The sequence below is a fragment of the Kribbella aluminosa genome (assembly GCF_017876295.1).
Classification (GTDB): Bacteria; Actinomycetota; Actinomycetes; order Propionibacteriales; family Kribbellaceae; genus Kribbella; species Kribbella aluminosa.
In genome coordinates, this window is sequence record NZ_JAGINT010000002.1 from 567,438 (window position 1) to 586,212 (window position 18,775).

The 18,775-nt window shown below is 67.8% G+C and carries 21 protein-coding genes, 2 tRNA genes and 1 pseudogene; 14 read left to right on the forward strand and 10 right to left on the reverse strand.

The window, feature by feature from the left end; all coding sequences use genetic code 11:
- Positions 1-338 precede the first annotated feature (338 nt).
- From gyrB to JOF29_RS24105, 6 genes are all read left to right on the forward strand, one after another.
- Complete coding sequence (gyrB, locus tag JOF29_RS24080) at positions 339-2,399, forward strand: DNA topoisomerase (ATP-hydrolyzing) subunit B (RefSeq protein WP_372446347.1); 2,061 nt, start codon at positions 339-341, stop codon at positions 2,397-2,399.
- 66 nt (positions 2,400-2,465) lie between these two features.
- The gene (gene gyrA, locus JOF29_RS24085; RefSeq protein ID WP_209696737.1) at positions 2,466-5,123 is read left to right on the forward strand and encodes a DNA gyrase subunit A; all 2,658 of its coding nucleotides are present in this window, start codon (positions 2,466-2,468) and stop codon (positions 5,121-5,123) included.
- Positions 5,123-6,028, forward strand: coding sequence for a DUF3566 domain-containing protein (locus tag JOF29_RS43485; protein WP_245359405.1), 906 nt, complete (start codon positions 5,123-5,125; stop codon positions 6,026-6,028). The genes gyrA and JOF29_RS43485 overlap by 1 nt, the downstream gene beginning before the upstream one ends.
- Positions 6,029-6,125: 97 nt before the next feature.
- Positions 6,126-6,199, forward strand: a tRNA-Ile gene (locus JOF29_RS24095).
- Between the two features lie 38 nt (positions 6,200-6,237).
- Entirely contained in the window at positions 6,238-6,369 is a 132-nt protein-coding gene (locus JOF29_RS24100) for a DLW-39 family protein (RefSeq protein WP_209696738.1), read from the forward strand.
- A gap of 9 nt (positions 6,370-6,378) precedes the next feature.
- Positions 6,379-6,454: transfer RNA gene (locus tag JOF29_RS24105), tRNA-Ala, on the forward strand.
- Positions 6,455-6,489: 35 nt separating this feature from the next.
- Here the strand turns inward: JOF29_RS24105 and JOF29_RS45510 are convergent.
- Positions 6,490-7,054: pseudogene (locus tag JOF29_RS45510) on the reverse strand (dihydrofolate reductase family protein).
- A 408-nt stretch (positions 7,055-7,462) separates the two neighbouring features.
- Here JOF29_RS45510 and JOF29_RS24115 point away from each other — a divergent pair.
- Entirely contained in the window at positions 7,463-7,963 is a 501-nt protein-coding gene (locus JOF29_RS24115; RefSeq protein WP_209696739.1) for a DinB family protein, read from the forward strand.
- 16 nt (positions 7,964-7,979) lie between these two features.
- The gene (locus JOF29_RS24120; RefSeq protein WP_209696740.1) at positions 7,980-8,486 is read left to right on the forward strand and encodes a DinB family protein; all 507 of its coding nucleotides are present in this window, start codon (positions 7,980-7,982) and stop codon (positions 8,484-8,486) included.
- Between the two features lie 3 nt (positions 8,487-8,489).
- On the opposite strand, the gene JOF29_RS24125 is transcribed toward JOF29_RS24120, so the two are convergent.
- Positions 8,490-9,149, reverse strand: a complete 660-nt coding sequence (locus JOF29_RS24125; protein ID WP_209696741.1) for an alpha/beta hydrolase — start codon at positions 9,147-9,149, stop codon at positions 8,490-8,492.
- A gap of 46 nt (positions 9,150-9,195) precedes the next feature.
- Between JOF29_RS24125 and JOF29_RS24130 the strand changes: the two genes are divergently transcribed.
- A complete protein-coding gene (locus tag JOF29_RS24130) occupies positions 9,196-9,543 on the forward strand; it encodes a nucleoside triphosphate pyrophosphohydrolase family protein (protein ID WP_209696742.1) in 348 nt (115 codons plus the stop codon).
- Between the two features lies 1 nt (position 9,544).
- Here JOF29_RS24130 and JOF29_RS24135 read toward each other — a convergent pair whose 3' ends face one another.
- The 4 genes from JOF29_RS24135 to JOF29_RS24150 form a co-directional block, all read right to left on the reverse strand.
- Positions 9,545-10,084, reverse strand: coding sequence for a DinB family protein (locus tag JOF29_RS24135; RefSeq protein ID WP_307863643.1), 540 nt, complete (start codon positions 10,082-10,084; stop codon positions 9,545-9,547).
- A 94-nt stretch (positions 10,085-10,178) separates the two neighbouring features.
- Positions 10,179-10,715: a DinB family protein gene (locus tag JOF29_RS24140; RefSeq protein ID WP_209696744.1), complete on the reverse strand. Its 537-nt coding sequence runs from the start codon at positions 10,713-10,715 to the stop codon at positions 10,179-10,181.
- 68 nt (positions 10,716-10,783) lie between these two features.
- Entirely contained in the window at positions 10,784-11,260 is a 477-nt protein-coding gene (locus tag JOF29_RS24145; RefSeq protein WP_209696745.1) for an NUDIX hydrolase, read from the reverse strand.
- Positions 11,261-11,277: 17 nt separating this feature from the next.
- On the reverse strand, positions 11,278-11,673 hold the full coding sequence (locus JOF29_RS24150) for a nuclear transport factor 2 family protein (RefSeq protein ID WP_209696746.1): 396 nt from the start codon (positions 11,671-11,673) through the stop codon (positions 11,278-11,280).
- Between the two features lie 87 nt (positions 11,674-11,760).
- Between JOF29_RS24150 and JOF29_RS24155 the strand changes: the two genes are divergently transcribed.
- The 3 genes from JOF29_RS24155 to JOF29_RS24165 all read left to right on the forward strand — a co-directional run bounded on the left by JOF29_RS24155 (position 11,761) and on the right by JOF29_RS24165 (position 13,842).
- Positions 11,761-12,333, forward strand: coding sequence for a TetR/AcrR family transcriptional regulator (locus tag JOF29_RS24155; RefSeq protein ID WP_209696747.1), 573 nt, complete (start codon positions 11,761-11,763; stop codon positions 12,331-12,333).
- A 27-nt stretch (positions 12,334-12,360) separates the two neighbouring features.
- Entirely contained in the window at positions 12,361-13,137 is a 777-nt protein-coding gene (locus JOF29_RS24160) for an LLM class flavin-dependent oxidoreductase (RefSeq protein ID WP_209696748.1), read from the forward strand.
- 90 nt (positions 13,138-13,227) lie between these two features.
- On the forward strand, positions 13,228-13,842 hold the full coding sequence (locus JOF29_RS24165) for an FMN-binding negative transcriptional regulator (protein ID WP_245359407.1): 615 nt from the start codon (positions 13,228-13,230) through the stop codon (positions 13,840-13,842).
- 21 nt (positions 13,843-13,863) lie between these two features.
- Here the strand turns inward: JOF29_RS24165 and JOF29_RS24170 are convergent, their stop codons facing one another.
- The 3 genes from JOF29_RS24170 to JOF29_RS24180 are packed head-to-tail and all read right to left on the reverse strand — an operon-like array spanning position 13,864 to position 16,125.
- Positions 13,864-14,493 (reverse strand): response regulator, encoded by a 630-nt coding sequence (locus JOF29_RS24170; RefSeq protein WP_209696749.1) that lies wholly within the window; start codon positions 14,491-14,493, stop codon positions 13,864-13,866.
- Positions 14,490-15,710 carry a sensor histidine kinase gene (locus JOF29_RS24175; protein WP_209696750.1) on the reverse strand — a complete coding sequence of 407 codons (1,221 nt, stop codon included), beginning with the start codon at positions 15,708-15,710 and terminating at the stop codon, positions 14,490-14,492. The genes JOF29_RS24170 and JOF29_RS24175 overlap by 4 nt, the downstream gene beginning before the upstream one ends.
- Before the next feature lies 1 nt (position 15,711).
- Positions 15,712-16,125 carry a hypothetical protein gene (locus JOF29_RS24180; protein WP_209696751.1) on the reverse strand — a complete coding sequence of 138 codons (414 nt, stop codon included), beginning with the start codon at positions 16,123-16,125 and terminating at the stop codon, positions 15,712-15,714.
- 328 nt (positions 16,126-16,453) lie between these two features.
- On the opposite strand from JOF29_RS24180, the gene JOF29_RS43490 reads away from it, so the two are divergent.
- A complete protein-coding gene (locus tag JOF29_RS43490; RefSeq protein WP_209696752.1) occupies positions 16,454-17,119 on the forward strand; it encodes a VanZ family protein in 666 nt (221 codons plus the stop codon).
- A 62-nt stretch (positions 17,120-17,181) separates the two neighbouring features.
- On the opposite strand, the gene JOF29_RS24190 is transcribed toward JOF29_RS43490, so the two are convergent.
- On the reverse strand, positions 17,182-17,793 hold the full coding sequence (locus JOF29_RS24190) for a pentapeptide repeat-containing protein (protein WP_209696753.1): 612 nt from the start codon (positions 17,791-17,793) through the stop codon (positions 17,182-17,184).
- Positions 17,794-17,883: 90 nt separating this feature from the next.
- Between JOF29_RS24190 and JOF29_RS24195 the strand changes: the two genes are divergently transcribed.
- Entirely contained in the window at positions 17,884-18,774 is an 891-nt protein-coding gene (locus JOF29_RS24195; RefSeq protein ID WP_307863645.1) for an NAD-dependent epimerase/dehydratase family protein, read from the forward strand.
- The last annotated feature ends 1 nt before the right edge of the window (position 18,775 follow it).

Genomic DNA, 18,775 nt, shown 5'->3' on the forward strand with positions numbered 1-18,775 from the left:
GGCCGTGGGTGCGCGCCGCCCACCTGTCGTCCACAGCCGCCCCGGACGCCGGTCAGCGGTCTGGACCGGTGATCGAGGGAACCGTCAGTCGCGAAACGCCCGAAGGCCACTGAGTGCCCGTGAGCGCTTTCTGGCCCCCCACCCGCGAGAGGGGACATGGCGACGAGGGAGAAAAGACGCCCTGAGGTGAGTTTCAGGCGCCTGGTGGCAGGTTCTGCTTCGGTCGACGGGTAGAATGGACGGCGTAGAGCGAGCCGCGCCTTTGCCATCACCGTAGAGGGCGGCTCTACTGTGCCGCGATGCCTCGCGAACGCGGGGTCCGAGGAGGACAATCACCGGTGACCGACGAGCCGATCGAGATCGACGCCAACCAGTCCGCCGACCCCATCGGCACCCCCGCACCCAGCGAGGAACTCCCCGCGATGCTCGACGCGATCCCGTCGAACGTCGTCGAGCGTGAGTACGACGCCAGTGCGATCCAGGTCCTGGAAGGGCTGGACGCGGTCCGGAAGCGCCCGGGTATGTACATCGGGTCCACCGGTGAGCGCGGTCTGCACCATCTGGTCACCGAGGTGGTCGACAACGCGGTCGACGAGGCGATGGCCGGGTTCGGCGACCGCATCGTGGTGACGCTGCTCGCCGACGGCGGCGTACGGGTCGAGGACAACGGCCGGGGTATCCCGGTCGACATCGTCGAGTCCGAGGGCAAGCCGGCCGTCACCGTCGTGCTGACCGTGCTGCACGCCGGCGGCAAGTTCGGCGGCGGCGGGTACAAGGTGTCCGGCGGTCTGCACGGCGTCGGTGTCTCCGTGGTCAACGCGCTGTCCACCAAGCTCCAGGTCGACGTCAAGCTGAAGGGCAAGCTGTACACCCAGACCTTCACCAACGGCGTCCCGGATGCCGACCTCGCCGAGATCGGTACCTCGGTCTCGAACGGTACGACCATCACGTTCTGGGCCAGCGAGGACGTCTTCGAGACCACGACGTACTCCTACGAGACGCTGGCGACCCGCTTCCGTGAGTACGCGTTCCTGAACAAGGGCCTCGAGTTGGTGATCCGGGACGAGCGTCCGGACCACTTCGACGAGGACGGCAAGCCGCTCGAGCAGTCCTTCCGGTACGACGACGGCCTGGTCGACTACGTGAAGTACCTGACCGGGATCCGCGAGACCGTGCACCGCGACGTGATCTCGTTCGAGGCGGCCACCGCGGAGAACACGATGAGCCTCGAGGTCGCGCTGCAGTGGAGCGGATCGTTCCAGGAGTCCGTGCACACCTTCGCGAACGCGATCAACACCCACGAGGGCGGCACCCACGAGGAAGGCTTCCGGGCCGCGCTCACGTCGCTGGTCAACTCGTTCGGCGAGGACCAGGGGATGATCAAGAAGAAGGAGGACAGGCTCACGGGTGACGACATCCGCGAGGGCCTGACCGCGATCATCTCGGTCAAGCTGGCCGAGCCGCAGTTCGAGGGCCAGACCAAGACCAAGCTCGGCAACACCGAGGTCAAGGGCTTCGTGCAGCGGGTCGTGAACGACAAGCTCGGCGCCTGGTTCGAGCAGAACCCGGCAGAGGGCCGCGAGATCATCCGCAAGGCGAGCGCCGCGGCGAGCGCCCGGATCGCGGCCCGCAAGGCCCGCGACCTGGCCCGGAACCGCAAGGGTCTACTCGGCGGCGGCGGCCTCCCCGGCAAGCTGGCCGACTGCCAGTCGACCAACCCGGAGGAGTGCGAGGTCTACATCGTCGAGGGTGACTCGGCGGGTGGCTCCGCGAAGGGCGGCCGGGACCCGAAGTTCCAGGCCATCCTGCCGATCCGCGGCAAGATCCTGAACGTCGAGAAGGCCCGGATCGACCGCGTGCTGCAGAACAACGAGGTACTGGCGATCATCTCCGCGCTCGGCACCGGTATCCACGAGGACTTCGACGAGGAGAAGCTCCGGTACCACAAGATCGTGATCATGGCCGACGCCGACGTCGACGGCCAGCACATCCGGACCCTGCTGCTCACCCTGCTGTTCCGGTTCATGCGGCCGCTGATCGAGCGCGGTCACGTGTACGCCGCGCAGCCGCCGCTGTACAAGATCCGCTGGAGCAACCAGCCGGACGAGCTCGCATACACCGACCGGGAGCGCGACGGACTGCTCGAGGCCGGCTACGAGGCGGGCAAGAAGCTGCCCAAGGAGAACCCGATCCAGCGCTACAAGGGTCTGGGCGAGATGAACGCGAACGAGCTGTGGGACACCACGATGGACCCGGCCAACCGGGTGCTGCTGCAGATCACGCTCGACGACGCGATCCGCGCCGACGAGACGTTCCAGACACTGATGGGCGACGACATCGAGGCGCGGCGCAGCTTCATCCAGCGCAACGCCAAGGACGTCCGCTTTCTTGATATTTAGCACCGTCTCGACATCTGATCTCGCAGCTGCTCACCGACGTACTGATCTTCTGAACGGGACTTTTTCATGACCGAGACCCCCACCTCGCCGGGCCACGACCGGGTCGAGCCGCTCGACCTGCAGACCGAGATGCAGCAGTCGTACCTCGACTACGCGATGGCCGTCATCGTCGGCCGCGCGCTGCCCGAGGTCCGCGACGGCCTCAAGCCGGTGCACCGCCGCATCCTCTACGCGATGTACGACGGCGGCTACCGGCCGGACCGTGGTTTCAACAAGTGCTCCCGCGTCGTCGGTGACGTCATGGGTCAGTACCACCCGCACGGCGACTCGGCGATCTACGACACCCTGGTCCGGCTGGCGCAGCCGTGGGTGATGCGGGCGCCGCTGATCCAGGGCCAGGGCAACTTCGGCTCGCCCGGTAACGACCCGGCGGCCGCGATGCGGTACACCGAGTGCCGGATGGCGCCGCTGGCGATGGAGATGGTCCGCGACATCGACCAGGACACCGTCGACTTCCGGCCGAACTACGACGGCAAGTCCCAGGAGCCGGTGATCCTGCCGGCCCGCTTCCCGAACCTGCTGGTCAACGGTTCGTCCGGCATCGCGGTCGGCATGGCGACGAACATCCCGCCGCACAACCTGCGCGAGGTCGCGGCCGCGGTCGACTGGGCGCTGGAGCACCCGGACGCGACCCGAGAGGAACTGCTCGACGCCTGCCTGCAGAACATCAAGGGCCCGGACTTCCCGAACGGCGCGCTGATCGTCGGCTACAAGGGCATCGACGACGCGTACCGCACCGGCCGTGGCTCGGTCACGATGCGTGCGGTGGTCGACATCGAGGAGGACGCCAAGGGCCGGACCAGCCTGGTCGTCACCCAGCTGCCGTACATGGTCAACCCGGACAACCTGGCGCTGAAGATCGCCGAGCTGGTGAACACCGGCAAGATGAACGGCATCGCCGACATCCGCGACGACAGCTCGTCCCGGACCGGCCAGCGGCTCGTCGTCGTACTGAAGCGGGACGCTCAACCGCGCGTCGTACTGAACAACCTCTACAAGCACACGCCGCTGCAGGACACCTTCGGCTGCAACATGCTCGCGCTCGTCGACGGCGTACCGCGGACGCTGAGCGTGGACCTGTTCATCAAGCACTGGATCGACCACCAGATCGAGGTCATCCAGCGGCGTACCCGCTTCCGCCTGCGCGAGGCCGAGAAGAACGCGCACATCTACCGCGGGTACGTGAAGGCGCTGGACGCCCTCGACGAGGTGATCGCGCTGATCCGGCGCAGCCCCGACGTCGAGGAGGCCCGTACCGGCCTGATCCAGCTGCTCGACATCGACGAGATCCAGGCGCAGGCGATCCTGGACATGCAGCTGCGCCGGCTGGCCGCCCTGGAGCGGCAGAAGATCATCGAGCGGTTGCAGGAGCTCGAGGCGATCATCGCCGACCTCGAGGACATCCTGGCCAGCCCGGAGCGGCAGCGCACGATCGTCAAGGACGAGCTCGCCGAGATCGTCGAGCGGTACGGCGACGAGCGGCGTACCGAGATCATCGCCGCCGACGGCGACCTGTCGGTGCAGGACCTGGTGCCGGACGAGGAGGTCGTCGTCACCATCTCGCGTGGCGGCTACGCGAAGCGGACCAAGACCGACCTGTACCGGACGCAGAACCGGGGCGGCAAGGGCGTCCGCGGCGCCGCGCTTCGGGCCGAGGACGAGATCAACCACTTCTTCGCGACCACGAACCACCACTGGATGTTGTTCTTCACCACCAAGGGCCGGGTCTACCGGGCCAAGGTTTGGCAGCTGCCCGAGTCGGCGCGCGACGCCAAGGGCTCGCATGTGGCCGGCCTGCTCTCGTTCCAGCCGGACGAGGAGATCGCGCAGGTGCTGACGCTGCGCGACTACGACCAGTCCGACTACCTGGTGCTCGCGACCAAGAAGGGCCTGGTCAAGAAGACGGCGCTGCGCGACTACGACTCGGCGCGGCAGAGCGGCATCATCGCGGTCAACTTCCGCGAGGAGGATGACGAGCTGATCGGCGCCGACCTGGCCACCGCCGAGGACGACCTGCTGCTGGTGTCCCGCAAGGGCCAGTCGATCCGCTTCACCGCGAACGACGAGCAGCTGCGGCCGATGGGCCGGGCCACCTCGGGAGTGACGGGCATGAAGTTCCGCTCCGGCGACGAGCTGCTGTCGATGTCGGTGATCCGGGCCGGTTCGGAGGAGGACGCGCAGTTCGTCTTCACCGTGACCGATGCCGGGTACGCCAAGCGGTCGAAGATCTCGGAGTACCGCCAGCAGGGTCGTGGCGGTCTCGGCATCAAGGCGGTCAAGCTGAACGACGAGCGCGGCTCGCTGGTCGGCGCGATCATCGTGGTCGACGAGGACCAGGTGCTGGCGATCAAGGCGAGCGGCCAGGTCGTCCGCAGCCGGGTGGACAGCGTGCCGGTCAAGGGCCGGGACACGATGGGCGTCCGGTTCGCCGGGGTCGGCGAGTCCGACGCCGTGGTCGCGATCGCCCGGAACACCGATCTGACTGTCGCCGAGGAGGAGTCGGAAGGGTCCGACGAGGGTACTGTCGCTGAAGGTGCCCAGAATGTGGACGGATCGACAACCGAATCCCCCTCTGCGAGCGTCCAGAATGGTGACGAACGTTCGACGGAGGTTGACGGCGCGGCTACCGTCGAAAGCGACGAAGCCGGCCAGGAGGGTGACTGATGACCAACCGCGCGAGGCCGAACTGGCCTGAGGGTGCGGCCGACGGCTCCAAATCCCAGCGCACCGCGCCGGGTGGGAAGCCGTCTGCTGCCCCGGGCAATCCGGCCTCCAACGGTCGTGCCAACGGCGTCCCGGCCACCAACGGCCAGCAGCGAGCAGGTGCTCCGAACGGTCAACAGCCGTCGGAGTACCGTCCACAAGCCCGTCCGGGTACTCCGGGTACTCCGGGTGCCGGACCGGCTCCGGTCCGTCCGCAGCAGCCGGCACCGAGTACGCCGGGCCGCCCGGAGCCCTGGGCCCCCGAACCGGTGCCGGGCGAGGCAGCGTCGAACGGTGCGGCGGCGTACGGTGAGCAGCCGGATGCCAAGACCGAGTCGTTCGGTGACCGGATGAACGCGGCGCGGCAGGCCGTCCTGGACAAGGCCGCCGCGGTGAAGGCGGCGAAGCCGGACAAGTCGGCGGAGCGCGCCGAGCGGGCCGAGGCCAAACAGACCCGGCTTGCCGAGAAGGACACCAAGTCGTCGGGTCGGCCGCAGACGCGGAAGGCGCGGCTGCGGATGTCCCGGATCGACCCGTGGTCGGTGATGAAGACGGCGTTCCTGCTGGCGATCGCGTTCGGCATCGTCACCTGGGTGGCGGTCTTCATCATCTGGTCCGCGATCGGCGCGGCCGGTGTGTTCGACAACATCAACTCGACCGTCCGCGAGGTTCTCGGTACGCCGACCGGCGAGCCGTTCCGGGTGGAGAACTACATCAACACCGGCAAGGTGATGGGTTTCACCACGCTGCTCGCGTGCGCCGATGTGCTGATCATCACCGCGCTCGCGACCCTCGGATCCTTCCTCTACAACATCGCCGCCGCGCTCCTCGGCGGCCTCGAAGTCACGCTGGCGTCGGAGGACTGATCGGTCCCGGCCGGGCCTGTCTGGGCCCGGCCGTAACCGGTTTGGGAGTACGGCACCTGGTGCGGTAATCTCTCCCGGGTTCGACACCGCAGTACGCGGGCCTATAGCTCAGACGGTTAGAGCGCTGCCCTGATAAGGCAGAGGTCACTGGTTCAAGTCCAGTTAGGCCCACCCTCACGTAGTTCGAAGTTCTGATCCGAGGAGTCCCAGTGCTGAGAAAGTTCCTGCTGGTGCTGCTGGCCGGCGTCGGTGGATACTTCGTCTACAAGAAGACCCAGCAGTCCCGCGCCGAAAAGGACCTCTGGGCCGAGGTCGCCGACCCGGTAACCCCGGGCCACTGACCACCCCACGGGGGCGTAGCTCAACTGGCAGAGCACTGCCTTTGCAAGGCAGGGGTTAGGGGTTCAAGTCCCCTCGTCTCCACCATCGCGTTTCTGCAGGTCGGAGCGCGGTTCTCGCGCTCAATGCCTCGTCTCGTACCTGGTCAGGACCACGCCGCCGGGAAACGTCCGCGTCTCCACCAGGTTCAGGTTCACCCAGCTGTCCAGCGCGGTGAAGAACGGTGTGCCGCCGCCCACCAGCACCGGATGGGTGACGATCTCGTACTCGTCGACCAGCCCGGCCCCGCATGGCCGCCCCAGCGAGCGTGGCGCCACCGACCCTCATCGGCTCGCCGTCGTCGGACTTGAGTCGGGTGATCTCCGCTACAGCGTCGCCGGTGACCAGGCGGGTGTTCCAGTCGACCTTGTCGATCGTCGAGGAGAACACCACCTTCGGCGTGTCCCGCCAGTTCCGCGCGAACTCGATCTGCGCCGGGGTGGCGTCGGGCTGCTGGTCGCCGGTCGGCCAGTGGGAACTCATGGCCTCCCACAGTTTGCGCCCGTACATCAACAGCCCGATCGCCAACTCCTGGTCGAGCCACCACTGGAACAGCTCGTCGCTCGGCACGCCCCAGCCGATGTCCCCGCCGGGCGCGGCGCTGTAGCCGTCCAGGGTCGTGTTCATGCCGTAGATCAGTTTCCGCATGGCGCCATGCCTTTCTGTCAGTCCGGCGGACTTTCTCCGGCCGCCTGTCACCCCTACTACGAACGCCTCACTCCGGATCCAACAGGTCATCGGCAGAAATTCGCACGAGGCTCCTCCGTCGGCGCAGGAAATCTCAACCTCGCCCGCGCACAGCAAGCAGCGCACTCACCCCACACGCGAACAGACGGTTATGCGGCAGCTTGCCGGCTGACCCCGGTCTGACCCGACCCGATCAAGGAGCCGGACTGGATGCTCGTGGAGGGAGCGATTGGTGACGTTCTTCTGAGAGCGACCACAGCGTGTGTGGCTAGCGGTCTGGTGAGGTTTGGGTGATGAGTTCGCCGGCGTCATGCGAACTCGTGGACTGGATTCCGAGCTGAGCTACTGCCTGGCTCGTATTGTCGGTTCATGGCTTTTACGTCGCCCTTGGAGCGGGTTGTGCCGGGTCGGTTGGTTGGGGAGCGGGATGCGTTGGCGCAGCAGCTCGACTTTCATCGGGCGACGTTGCTGACCAAGCTGGACGGGCTTGATGACGAGACGTTGCGGCGGCCGATGACGGCGTCGGGGCTCAGTTTGCTCGGGTTGGTGAAGCACCTGGCGGCGACGGAGCATGGGTGGTTTCTCAAGATCTACGGTGGGGTGGCCGAGCCGGATCTGTTCGAGACGGACGAGGAGTTTCGGGTTGAGCCCGGCGAGACGGCCGACGTACTGGTTGGGCAGTATGTGCGGATCAGTGAGCGGTGCCGGGCTGTCGTGGCTGCTGGTGAGCTTGACGATGTGGTGACCACGCCTTGGGGAGCGGAGGTCAATCTGCGGGCGATTCTGATTCACTTGGTGCAGGAGACGGCTCGGCACAACGGGCACGCGGACATCATTCGGGAGAGCATCGACGGGGCTACCGGGCATTGAGCGGTAGCCTTCTCGGATGTCGGTTTGGGGTGTGCCTGAGCGGGTCGAGCCGCCGGTTGATCCGGTGGACGAGTTGGATGCGCTGGTGGGGCGGCTGGAGTTTCAGCGGACCACCTTGTTGGTGAAGTGCGGTGGGCTGACGCCGGAGCAGTTGGTGTTCCGGGCGGTGCCGCCTTCGAGGCTGTCGTTGTTGGGGCTGGTCCGGCATCTGTCGGGGGTCGAGGCCTGGTTCCATGAGTACGACGGGCAGCCGGACCACCTGTACTACTGGAACTACGTGCATGGCTCAACGACCAGCTTCGAGGAGCTCGACCCCACACGAGCGGCTGACGACCTGGCGAGCTACCGGGCGAGTGTTGCCCGGTCACGGGCGGCTGTTGCGGCGGTCGGCCTGGATGAGCGCAGTCCGGGTGAGGACTACACGCTGCGGTGGATCTACCTGCACATGATCGAGGAGTACGCCCGGCACAACGGTCACGCGGATCTGCTCCGCGAGTGCATCGACGGCGCCACGGGTGAGTAAGGACTAGCTGCCGAACGCCCAGCGGATCATCAACGGGAACTCGGCCCGCCAGAACGGGTCGCCGTGGTTCCCGGGGCGTTCTGTCAGGACCACGTCCACGTCCGCGGCGCGCAGCGCGTCGTACCAGCGGGTCGCGTTCTCGCGGAAGAACGGCTCGTCCGTACCGGCGACGAGGTACGCGCGCGGTAGTGCTGACGGCATCACCTCAGGCGGCCGGTATCCGCCGCCGGGAGATGCGGCGAGGACCGATCCGTAGATGTCCGGGTGCCGCATGCCCATCGCGAGGGCGAGTTCCGCGCTGGCCGAGACGCCGAACACCGCGGTGCGTTCGGCTGGCAGCGCGACACCGAAGAGGGTGCCGACCCAGCGGCGTACGTCGTCCACGAACAACTTCTCGTGCGCCGCGAACTGTGCCTCGTCGAACGAGGGAGAGTACTCGCGGATCCGCACCATCTCGTCCGGATCGTCCGTCCGGTGTACGCCGACAACCAGCGTCGGCGGTACGTCGGCGCGCACGAGGTCCGGGCCCCACTTCGAGAGCAGTTGGCCGTCGCCGGTGTAGACGACTGCCTCCGGCGCGGTCGGAGGTACGTAGACGGTGACCTGCCGGCCGCCGTCGAACTCGAATGTCTCGGTGACGAACTCACCGGTGCTGTCGTCCATCGATCTCTCCGTCGTGTGGGCGGGTCGGGCTGGCAGACTTGCGGGCGTGACCGATCAGAGTGCGTTCGACTTCAGTGGTTACCAGGAGGCCGCGGCGCGGACCGGGGGTCCTGTCGCCACCGATCACCCGATTGTGTACCCGACTTTGGGTCTCGTGAACGAGGCGGGCGAAGTCGCCGGCAAGGTGAAGAAGATCTTCCGGGACCGGGCGGGCGTGGTCACCGACGCCGATCGGGAGGCGCTGACGCTGGAGTTGGGCGACGTGCTCTGGTACCTGTCGGAGTTGTCCACAAGGCTCGGGATCCGGCTCGAGGATGTTGCCGAGCGCAACATCGCGAAGCTCGCCGACCGGGCGTCTCGCGGCGTTCTCGGCGGTGACGGGGACCACCGCTGAGTCACGGTCTGAAGTGGTCGGCGGCCGCCTGAACCTGTGTACGTCGGTCGTTCCAGAACGCTTCGTCGGCGGCGACGGTGGTGCCTCCGCCGAGCCGGCCGTCGAGTTGCTCGCGGAGGATGTCGGCGTGGCCGGTGTGCTGGCTGGTCTCGGCGACCATCCGGATCAGCAGTACGCCGAGGGTGGTCTCGCGGTGCCCGTCCGCCCAGTGCGCAACGTACGCGGGACTGTCCAGCTCGAGGTCCGCGACGGTTCGGTCGGAATGTGCGGCGATCTCGCGATACACGCCGACGACGTACGCACTCGACTCGTCCGGCGTCGCCCACATGTCGATCTCCGTCGACACGTCATCCCGAAACCATGACGGCCGCACCGCGGGCACCCGCCCGACAGCCTCACCGAGATACCCGTGCTCCAGCCCCGCCAGATGCTTCACCAGCCCGAGCAAGTTGGTCCCCGTCGGCGCCAAAGGCCGCCGCAGCTCGTACTCCCCCAGCCCCTCCAACTTCCCGACCAACGCCTCCCGAGTCTCTTGCAACACCCGCAACAGCTCACACTTGGGATCCACGAGTCCCCCTCACTGTCCGGTATGGCAGTTCTCCGGTGAGGCAGGTGCAGGGCATGGTGACAGTTTGCTATTCGCCGGTGGTGCCGTCGAGGGACTCGCGGAGGAGGTCGGCGTGGCCGGTGTGGCGGGCGTACTCCTCGATGACGTGTTCGAGGATGAAGCGGATGTCGGTGTCGCCGTACTCCGGGTTCGGCTCGATTCGGTCGAGGTTCGTGGTGCCTTGCGGGAGGAGGTCGCGGGAAGTTTGACAGGCTGTCAAATAATCCGCGTAGACCTCGGACGCCGGCGTCGGATCGGATTCGTCGAACCACTCGTCGCCGTCGGCGGTCTTGTACGTCCGGTACGGGAAGAACTGCGGCGGTGTACCGGTCAGCCGGAGATGCAACCAGTACCGCTCGACGCCCTGCAGGTGTCGCATCAACCCCAGCAGGCTCAACTCGGACGACGGGATCGACCGCTGCCGCAGTTGCGCATCCGTGAGTCCTTCGCATTTCCACAGGAACGTCGCGCGGTGATAGTCGAGGTTCGACGCGATCACGTCGATCCACGAACCGGCCAGCACGCGCTCCGGGCGTACGACGTTCGCGATCACGATGTCATTCATAGAAGAGCCCTTCGAGCAGGAGTGTCTACTCCATCCGATGCGCGAGCACCCCGCAGATCGACATCACCTCAGTGCTCGACCAACCCGCCGACCGCGACCGCCGGTCCATGCCCCGTCCGCGGCCGCGACTCCCACAGCGCGATCCCCACGTCGACAAGCGCCGCACGATGCAACCCCAGTACGTCGACAATCGGCGTCCAGACCGACTCCGCCGTCTCACCGTTCGGCTCCGGCCGCATACGCCCGCCGGTGACGCGCACCGCGTAGAAGATCCCGATGTTCTGGTGATCCCCCCGCCCCCACCGCCGGCGTACCGCGGCCGGCACCACCCGCGAGTCCACACCGAGCATCTCCTCGACCACCGACTCGTACCCGGTCTCCTCCGCCACCTCCCGCGTCACCGCATCGAACGGATCCTCGTTCTGCTCGACACCCCCACCCGGCAACGTCCACCAACTCCCGTCCCCGAACGGCGACACATACCGCGCCAGCAGCACCCGCCCATCGTCAACACACACGGCATAAGCACCCACCCGCTGACCCATCCCCCGAACCTAGTGCCTCAATTGGTCAGGTTGGGGATGGTGTGGGCGCCTACGTAGTCGCGGAAGAGTTTGATCTTGCCGTTGTGGATGCGGAAGACCTGGATGCAGCGGGCTTCGAAGGGGGTGCCGGTGGTGGTGTGGCGGGCTTCGGTGGTGAGTTCGAGGATGACGACCTCGGGGTCTGCGGTCTGGTGGAGCTGGACGGTGTGCAGGTCGATGATGTCGATCGGGCGATCGCTGGTGCGCAGCGAGAACTCGCGGATCGCTTCCCGGCCTTCGAGGCGGGTCGGGAGGCCACCGACCGCGAACGGGAGTTCGATCACGCCGTCCTCCGCGAACAGGTCGGCGAAGGCATCGAAGTCGCGGGCGATCAGATGCCGGCGGCGGAGTTCCAGTACGTCGAGCGGGGTCATGACGCTCCTTCATTCAACGGATGTAGAACGGTTCAACGAGCGTAGAACGAAACTCCCGACGGGTCAACGGACGTAGAATGAATCCCGATGAGTGAGCCCACGTCCCGGCCGTCGCGGGCCCAGCAGCGGATCGACACCCAGGAGCGGATCCTGTCCGCCGCGGGCCGGCTGTTCGCCGCGCTCGGGTACGACCGGACCACGATCCGCGCGGTTGCCGCCGCAGCGGAGGTCGATGCCGGGCTGGTGATGCACTACTTCGGCAGCAAGGAGCAGTTGTTCGCGCTGGCGACGAAGACCGAGACGCCGCTGGTCACCGGCGAGACTCCCGAGGAGGTCGCCGAGCAGTTGCTCGGGATTCTGCGGCAGTCGCTGATCGAGGAGCCGATCGCTTCCCTGGCCGCGCTCCGCTCCATGCTCACGCATCCCGACGCGGCCGCCGAGGTCGGCAACGCGCACGCCGAACGCGTCAAGGTCAGCAAGGCGATCCCCGGCGTGGACGGTAACCTCCGGGCCGCCGTGGTGAGCGCGATCCTGATCGGCGTGGTCCTCGGCCGGCACCTGGTCAAACTCGACGAGCTCGCCGACGCCGACCCCGACGAGATCGTCGAACTCCTCCGGCCGGCGGTCCTCTCGCTGACCAAGGCCGACCGCACGGAATAGGTTCGTCCGCGAGGAGGTTCCGCCGGTATGAGCCTTGAGTTCGGAGTGATCCTGCCGACGTCGACGCCCGATCCGGAGCGCCCCATCCTGGGGGACGTCAAGGAGAGCGCGCGGTACGCCGAGGAGGTCGGGCTGGACTCGATCTGGTCCACGGATCACCTGGTGGCCAGTGCGCCGCTGCTGGAGAGTTCCGTCGTACTGGCGACGGCCGCAGCGGTGACGGAGCGGATCACCATCGGGTACAACGTGATGCTGCTGGCGCTGCGCCCGGTGGCCTGGGCGGCGAAGCAGATCAGCACGCTGCAGTACGTGTCGAACAACCGTGTCGTGCTCGGAGTCGGTACGGGCAACCCGGCACACGGCGCCGCCGGGTGGCAGGCCGCGGGCGTCGAGTACGCGGACCGCGGGCGCCTCACGGACGACGCGCTCGCCGTACTGCCGGACCTGATCGCCGGAACTCATCCCGACATCAAGATCTCGCCGAGCGCGAAGGTGCCGCCGATCTTCGTGGCCGGAAGCGGCGTACGGGCGCAGCGGCGAGCGGCGAAGTACGCCGACGGGTGGGCGACCATCGCGCTGCCGCCGGAGGAGGTCCGCGCGAACCTGGCGCGCATCAACGAACTTGCCGACGGCAAGCAACTGAAGGCCACCGTGGTCGCCCCACAGCTCACCGGCGATCCCCTCGAACAACTGGCGGCCTACGAGGCCGCCGGTACCGAACGCATCATCCTGCCCCCGACCGGCGACTGGCGCCACGACTACGACCACGCCGCCGAGCTCCGCGCCCGCTACCACCAGGCCTGAATGGGCTGGTGAAACACCGGCCGAATGGATCTGCCGAGGCGTGCTGGGTAGCCGAATACTGGGAACGTACCCCGCGAGCTGAGGATGTGGATGATGTACGTTCCCGCGCACTTCGCGCCGGACGAGGCCGCTGTGCAGGAGTTGCTGGTGCGGCACGGTGCGGCGGATCTGGTCACGATGACATCGGACGGATTGCTGGCGACGATGCTGCCGTTCGTGTACGACCGCGAGCGGAACGTCCTGCTCGGGCACCTGGCGCGGAACAACCCGCACTGGCAGCGACCGGTGATCGGGGACGCGCTGGCGATCATGCGCGGCCCGGACGCGTACGTCTCGCCTGCCTGGTACGCCGCCAAGCGCGAGCACGGTCGCGTCGTCCCGACCTGGAACTACGTCACCGCCCACGTCTACGGAACGCTGACCGTGTACGACGACCCCGCCTGGGTCGAGGATGTCGTACGGCGGCTCTCGGATCTCCACGAGGCGGGTCGGGCTGAGCCGTGGTCGGTGGACGACGCGCCGGCGAAGTACGTCAGCGGTCAGCTCCGGGCGATCGTCGGCGTGGAGATCGCGATCACGCGGATCGAGGCCAAGTTCAAGCTCAGCCAGAACCGCTCGGCTGCCGACATCGACGGCGTGATCGACGGCCTGCACGCCGCCGCCGATCACCGCTCAGCCGACGCGGTGGCCCAGCACCGCCCCTGACCTGACCTTGACCGAGGCGGCTCAGCTTGGTTTGAGCAGGCCGCGGTTGTAGGCGACGGCGACGGCGGCGGCGCGGTCGGAGACGTCGAGTTTGGCGTAGATGTTCAGCAGGTGCGTCTTCACCGTGGCCTCGCTGATGAACAGGTGCCGGGCGGCCTCGCGATTGGTGTTGCCGCCGGCAACCAGCTGCAGGACCTCGAGCTCCCGCGGGCTGAGCAGCTCCGGGGCGCGCGGCGCGCGGACGTGGTTCATCAGCGTGTTGGCGACCGACGGCGCGAGCACCGAGCGGCCGTCGGCGGCGGACCGGACGGCGCGGAGGAGCTCGTCGCGCGGCGCGTCCTTGAGCAGGTACCCGGTGGCGCCTGCCTCGATCGCGGGGACGACGTACCCGTCGGTGTCGTACGTCGTTAGTACCAGGACCCGGGCCTGTACGCCGCGCTCGGCGAGCTCGCTGATCGCGTCCAGGCCGTTCATGCCGGGCATCTGCAGGTCCATCAGGATCACGTCCGGCTGCAACGCCTCGGCCAGCCGGATCGCCTCCGCGCCGTCGCCCGCCTGGCCGACCACCTCGAACTCGGGTTCGGCCGCGAACATCCCGCTCAGCCCGTCCCGGACGATCGGGTGGTCGTCGGCGATCAGCAGCCGGATCATGCGCCGACTCCGGTCAACGGCACGGTCGCCGAGATCGCCGTACCGAAACCGGGCTCGGACTCGACCTCCAGCGTCCCGTTCAGCGCCTCGACCCGCTGCCGCATCGCGACCAGGCCGAACCCGCCGGACTCCGACGCCGGCCGCGGCTGCTCCGGATCGAACCCGGCACCGTCGTCGCGCACGTCCAGGGCGACCTTCTTCTCCATGTACGACAGCGTCACACCCACCCGGGTCGCCTGTGCATATTTCGCCACGTTCGCCAACGCCTCCTGAGTCGCGCGGAGCAGGGTCGACTCCGCCTCGGGTGTCATCACCCGCTGCGTGCCGGTAGTGGTCAGTTGTACGTCGACACCGTGCAGTGCGGACCACCGCCGTACTACGTCCGCGATCGCCTCGCCCAGCGTCGCCGACTGCAGCGGCTGGGGACGCAGCGCGTGTACCGAACGCCGGGCCTCGGTCAGGCTCTCGCGGGCGAGCCCGATCGCGGTCGTCACGTACCGCCGCCAGTCGTCCGCGGTCTCGGCGGCCTGGAGCTGGGCGACGATCCCGGTCAGCCCCTGCGCGAGGGTGTCGTGGATCTCGCGGGCCATCCGCTGCCGCTCGTCGATCACCCCGGCGTCGCGAGCCTGGGTCACCAACTGCTCGTGCAGTACGGCGTTCTCCGCGAGCGTCGCCTCGAGCTTGAGGTTGGTCTCGGTCAGGGCGTCGACCGCGTCCTGGCGCTGCTGGCTCAGCACCTCGCCGCGCCGGCCGAGCCAGGACGCGAGGCACATCCCGACCACGTTCACCCCGATCACGGCCGCTGTGCCGAGCAGCCCGAAGATGTCCGACTTCGCGATGGCGTACGCCTGGGCGTACCCGGCGACGACCGCGACGCTGCCGACGCCGACCAGTTCGATCGGCCACGGCAGCAGGATGAAGGTGTAGAAGTAGCTGGCCGGGGTGAGGAAGCCGAACCACGGATCCCGAACCACCAGCACGGCCAGCAGTAGGACGAACCCGGCGATGAAGACGCCGATCCAGCGGTGGTCGGTCCGCTTGGCCGGGCGGAGGGTGAACATCCCGAGCGTCCACAGCGCGATCAGCGCGCACAGCACCAGGTCGACGGTGAGCGACCTGGGCTGGTCGCGCTTGATCAGGATGGTGACGGCGGTGAGGCATGCGAGGAACACATACGGCATCACCGTCAGCCGAACCGGCCAGACCCGATCACTCATGTCACTTAGTGAACACCGAGCGGAGGTGCTTGCTGTTCACCACGAGTGTCACGCCGAGCAGGAGCAGCCCGCAGACCGCCTGCTCACCCTTCATCCACAGTGGGAAGGTGCCGGGCAGCGCGATGATCACCACGATCGCGACCAGCATCACGGCCGACACGATCCGGAGCCGCAGGAACCCCTTCCGGGAACCCTTGGCCGCGCTGCGAGCGAAGAGGAAGGTCAGCAGCGAACTGCCGACGACGATCGTTCCACGGACCCAGACGGCGTCGTTGACGACTGTGCTGTGGTTCCGCAGGGCGATGATGGCGACCAGCGTCAGCACGCTGATCGCGACGTAGCCGGTCACCAGCAGTTGCACGCTCCGCAACGCGGAGGCGCTGCGCGGGTGTCCGACGTTCGCGGGGGTAGTCATCTCGGTAGGTCCTTTCGGGGCTCTGTTTCGGTACTACGACTGTCCCGTTCGGGCCCGGTCCGGCACATCGCCCGAGCGGTCCCAGCCGCCTCCACCGATCGGTTGAGGGGCGCGCTCCACCGGTCCACTACAGGCACATGATCGTTGCCCTGAGCACCTTCCTTCCGTGTCAGTTTGTGCACGGACTGTCACGAACTGTCACGGACGGTTTGCGGCTGCGTGCAGATGTCCGGACAGGGCTTCCGGCGGCGGGAGGCGTCGGCCGATGGTCGTTTCTGGAAGTCGAGAAGGGTTCGAGTCAGCCGGTCGACCACGGAGGACCAGACGCGTGCTCGAGACTTATCGCGGTATCCCACACCTCTTGGACACCTGGCTCGTGCTGACCGGCATGGCGCTGCCGATCGCCCTCTCCTCATGGCGCCGTCGCGGAGACCTGATTCCCCGGCTGGCGGGGTTCTGCCTGCCGGCGGCGTTCGCGTTGGTGATCGCGGCGACGCTCAGCCCGACCCCGCTCCGCTACGGTCCGGTCGGGATGTGCGGCACCCGGCTGGAAGGCATCGGCGGTCTCACCTCGATCCAGGCGCCGCTCAACGTCCTGCTCTTCGTCCCGTTCACCGGGATGCTGGTGCTGTCCGGTGGGCGCCGCGCGGAGGCGATCGCGGCCGGGATCGGGCTGTCGGCGGCGATCGAGGCGATCCAGTCCCTGATCCCGTCGCTGGGCCGGACCTGTCAACTGCACGACGTGATGACGAACTCGCTCGGCTCCGTCTGCGGCGTCGGCCTCGCGGCGGCGGTGCAGACGGTCGCCCACGGGCTGCTGACCGCGAGCCGCGGGCGCCGGCTGGTCACGGCACCGTACGTCGTGGAGCACACCGGGTTGCTCGTCGTACGGTCCAGACCACCGGCCCGCCACCGCCGCGCGACCCTGGTGGCACCCAGGCGTCGTAACGCGGCTGCGAGATATCACAGAACGAATACACAGTTATCCGGATAGCTATCCACAGCCTGTGGATAGAACCGTGGATGACCGTCTGGCTACCTGGGGATATCCACAGTTCACGGTCGTACGTCGAGGCCCAGGGCGGCTGCGACCACCATGGCCTGGGTGATATCGATCCGGGCGCCCTTGAGGACGACGGTCAGCGGATCGAGCGTCGACAGGTCCGATCCGCGCAGGTCGGCGCCGGTGAAGTCGGCCTTCTGCAGCATCGCGCCGGACAGGTCCAGATCCCTGAGCACCGCCTTCGGCGCCCGGACGCCGGTCAGGTCGGCCTCGCGCAGCTTCACCCCGGTGAACTCGGCGCCCTTCAGGTTCGCGCCCGGCAGCCCGGTGAACGACCAGTCCCCGCCGGACACCTTCATCAGGCTGTGCGCGCAGTCGGCGAAGAAGCTGCCGACGAACTTGCACCGGGTGAACGTGGTGTCGAACAGCGAGCAGCGGACGAACGTGCAGTTCACGAACGCGGCGTCGGTGTGCGTCGACGCGTTGAACCGGACTCCGCGAAACGTGCACTCCTCGAACACCGCACCGCGGTTCTCCACCTCGGTCAGGTCCGAGTCGACGAACAGCACCCGCCGGTACGTCTGCCCGGACGGATCCGCGTCGTCCCAGTCCCGGATCGTCGACTCGGTCGGTGCTGCCGGACGCCCGTCCACACGATCAGCCATGCGCTCACACTGCCACGTCGTACCGACACTGTGATGGTAAGGCAGGAGAACGGTAGGCCGACCGACAACTACGGGCCGCACGATGGAGAGGTGACCGGAACTGAGCGGGTGATGGTGTTCGGCGCGGGAGGCTTTCTCGGCGCCAGGATCTGCGCGCTGCTCGCCGACCGGGGCATCGAGTACCGCGGGCTGAGCCGGACCCGGAGCGAGCCGTACCGGCGCTGCGACCTGACCGCGATGCACCCGTACGCGCTGGACACCCAGATCGGGATGTACAAGCCGACCGTGATCGTCAACGCGGTCGGCGCCACGTTCGGTGCGCCGGCCGAGCTGGTCCGGGCCAACGTGATCGCCGTCGAGGCGCTGCTCGCGTCCGTCCGCGACCATGCCGGCCACGCGCGGTTCGTCCAGCTCGGGTCCGCGGCGGAGTACGGCGGCGCCGCGCACGGGACGAGCATGCTCGAGGACAGTGCGCCGCGTCCGCTCGGTCCGTACGGGATCACCAAGCTGGCCGGCTCCGAGCTCGTACTCCGGGCGCAGCGGGCCGGCGCGGATGCCGTCGTACTACGGATCTTCGACGTGATCGGGCCGGGGGCGCCGGACAGTACGCTCACCGGCCGGGTGATCCGGGACCTGCGGACGCGACAGCTGATCGAGGTCGGGTCGCTGGACGTCTGGCGCGACTTCGTCGACGTCCGGGACGTGGCCGAGGCGGTGCTCGCGGTTGCGCTCGCGGACGGGAAGCTGCCGCCGCTGCTGAACGTCGGCACCGGCCGGGCGACCCTCGCGCGCGACGTCGCCGGGCAACTCTTCGAGCTGAGTGGCCTGGCGGCGACGATCGTCGACGAGGCCGGTCAGGAAACCCTGCTCGGTGCGCCGTGGCAGCAGGCCGACAGCACACTGATCGGCCAGCAGCTCGGCTGGTCTCCCAAGGTCGCCCTCGAGCAGTCCCTAGCCGACAGCTGGGCTGAGTCAGACTAGT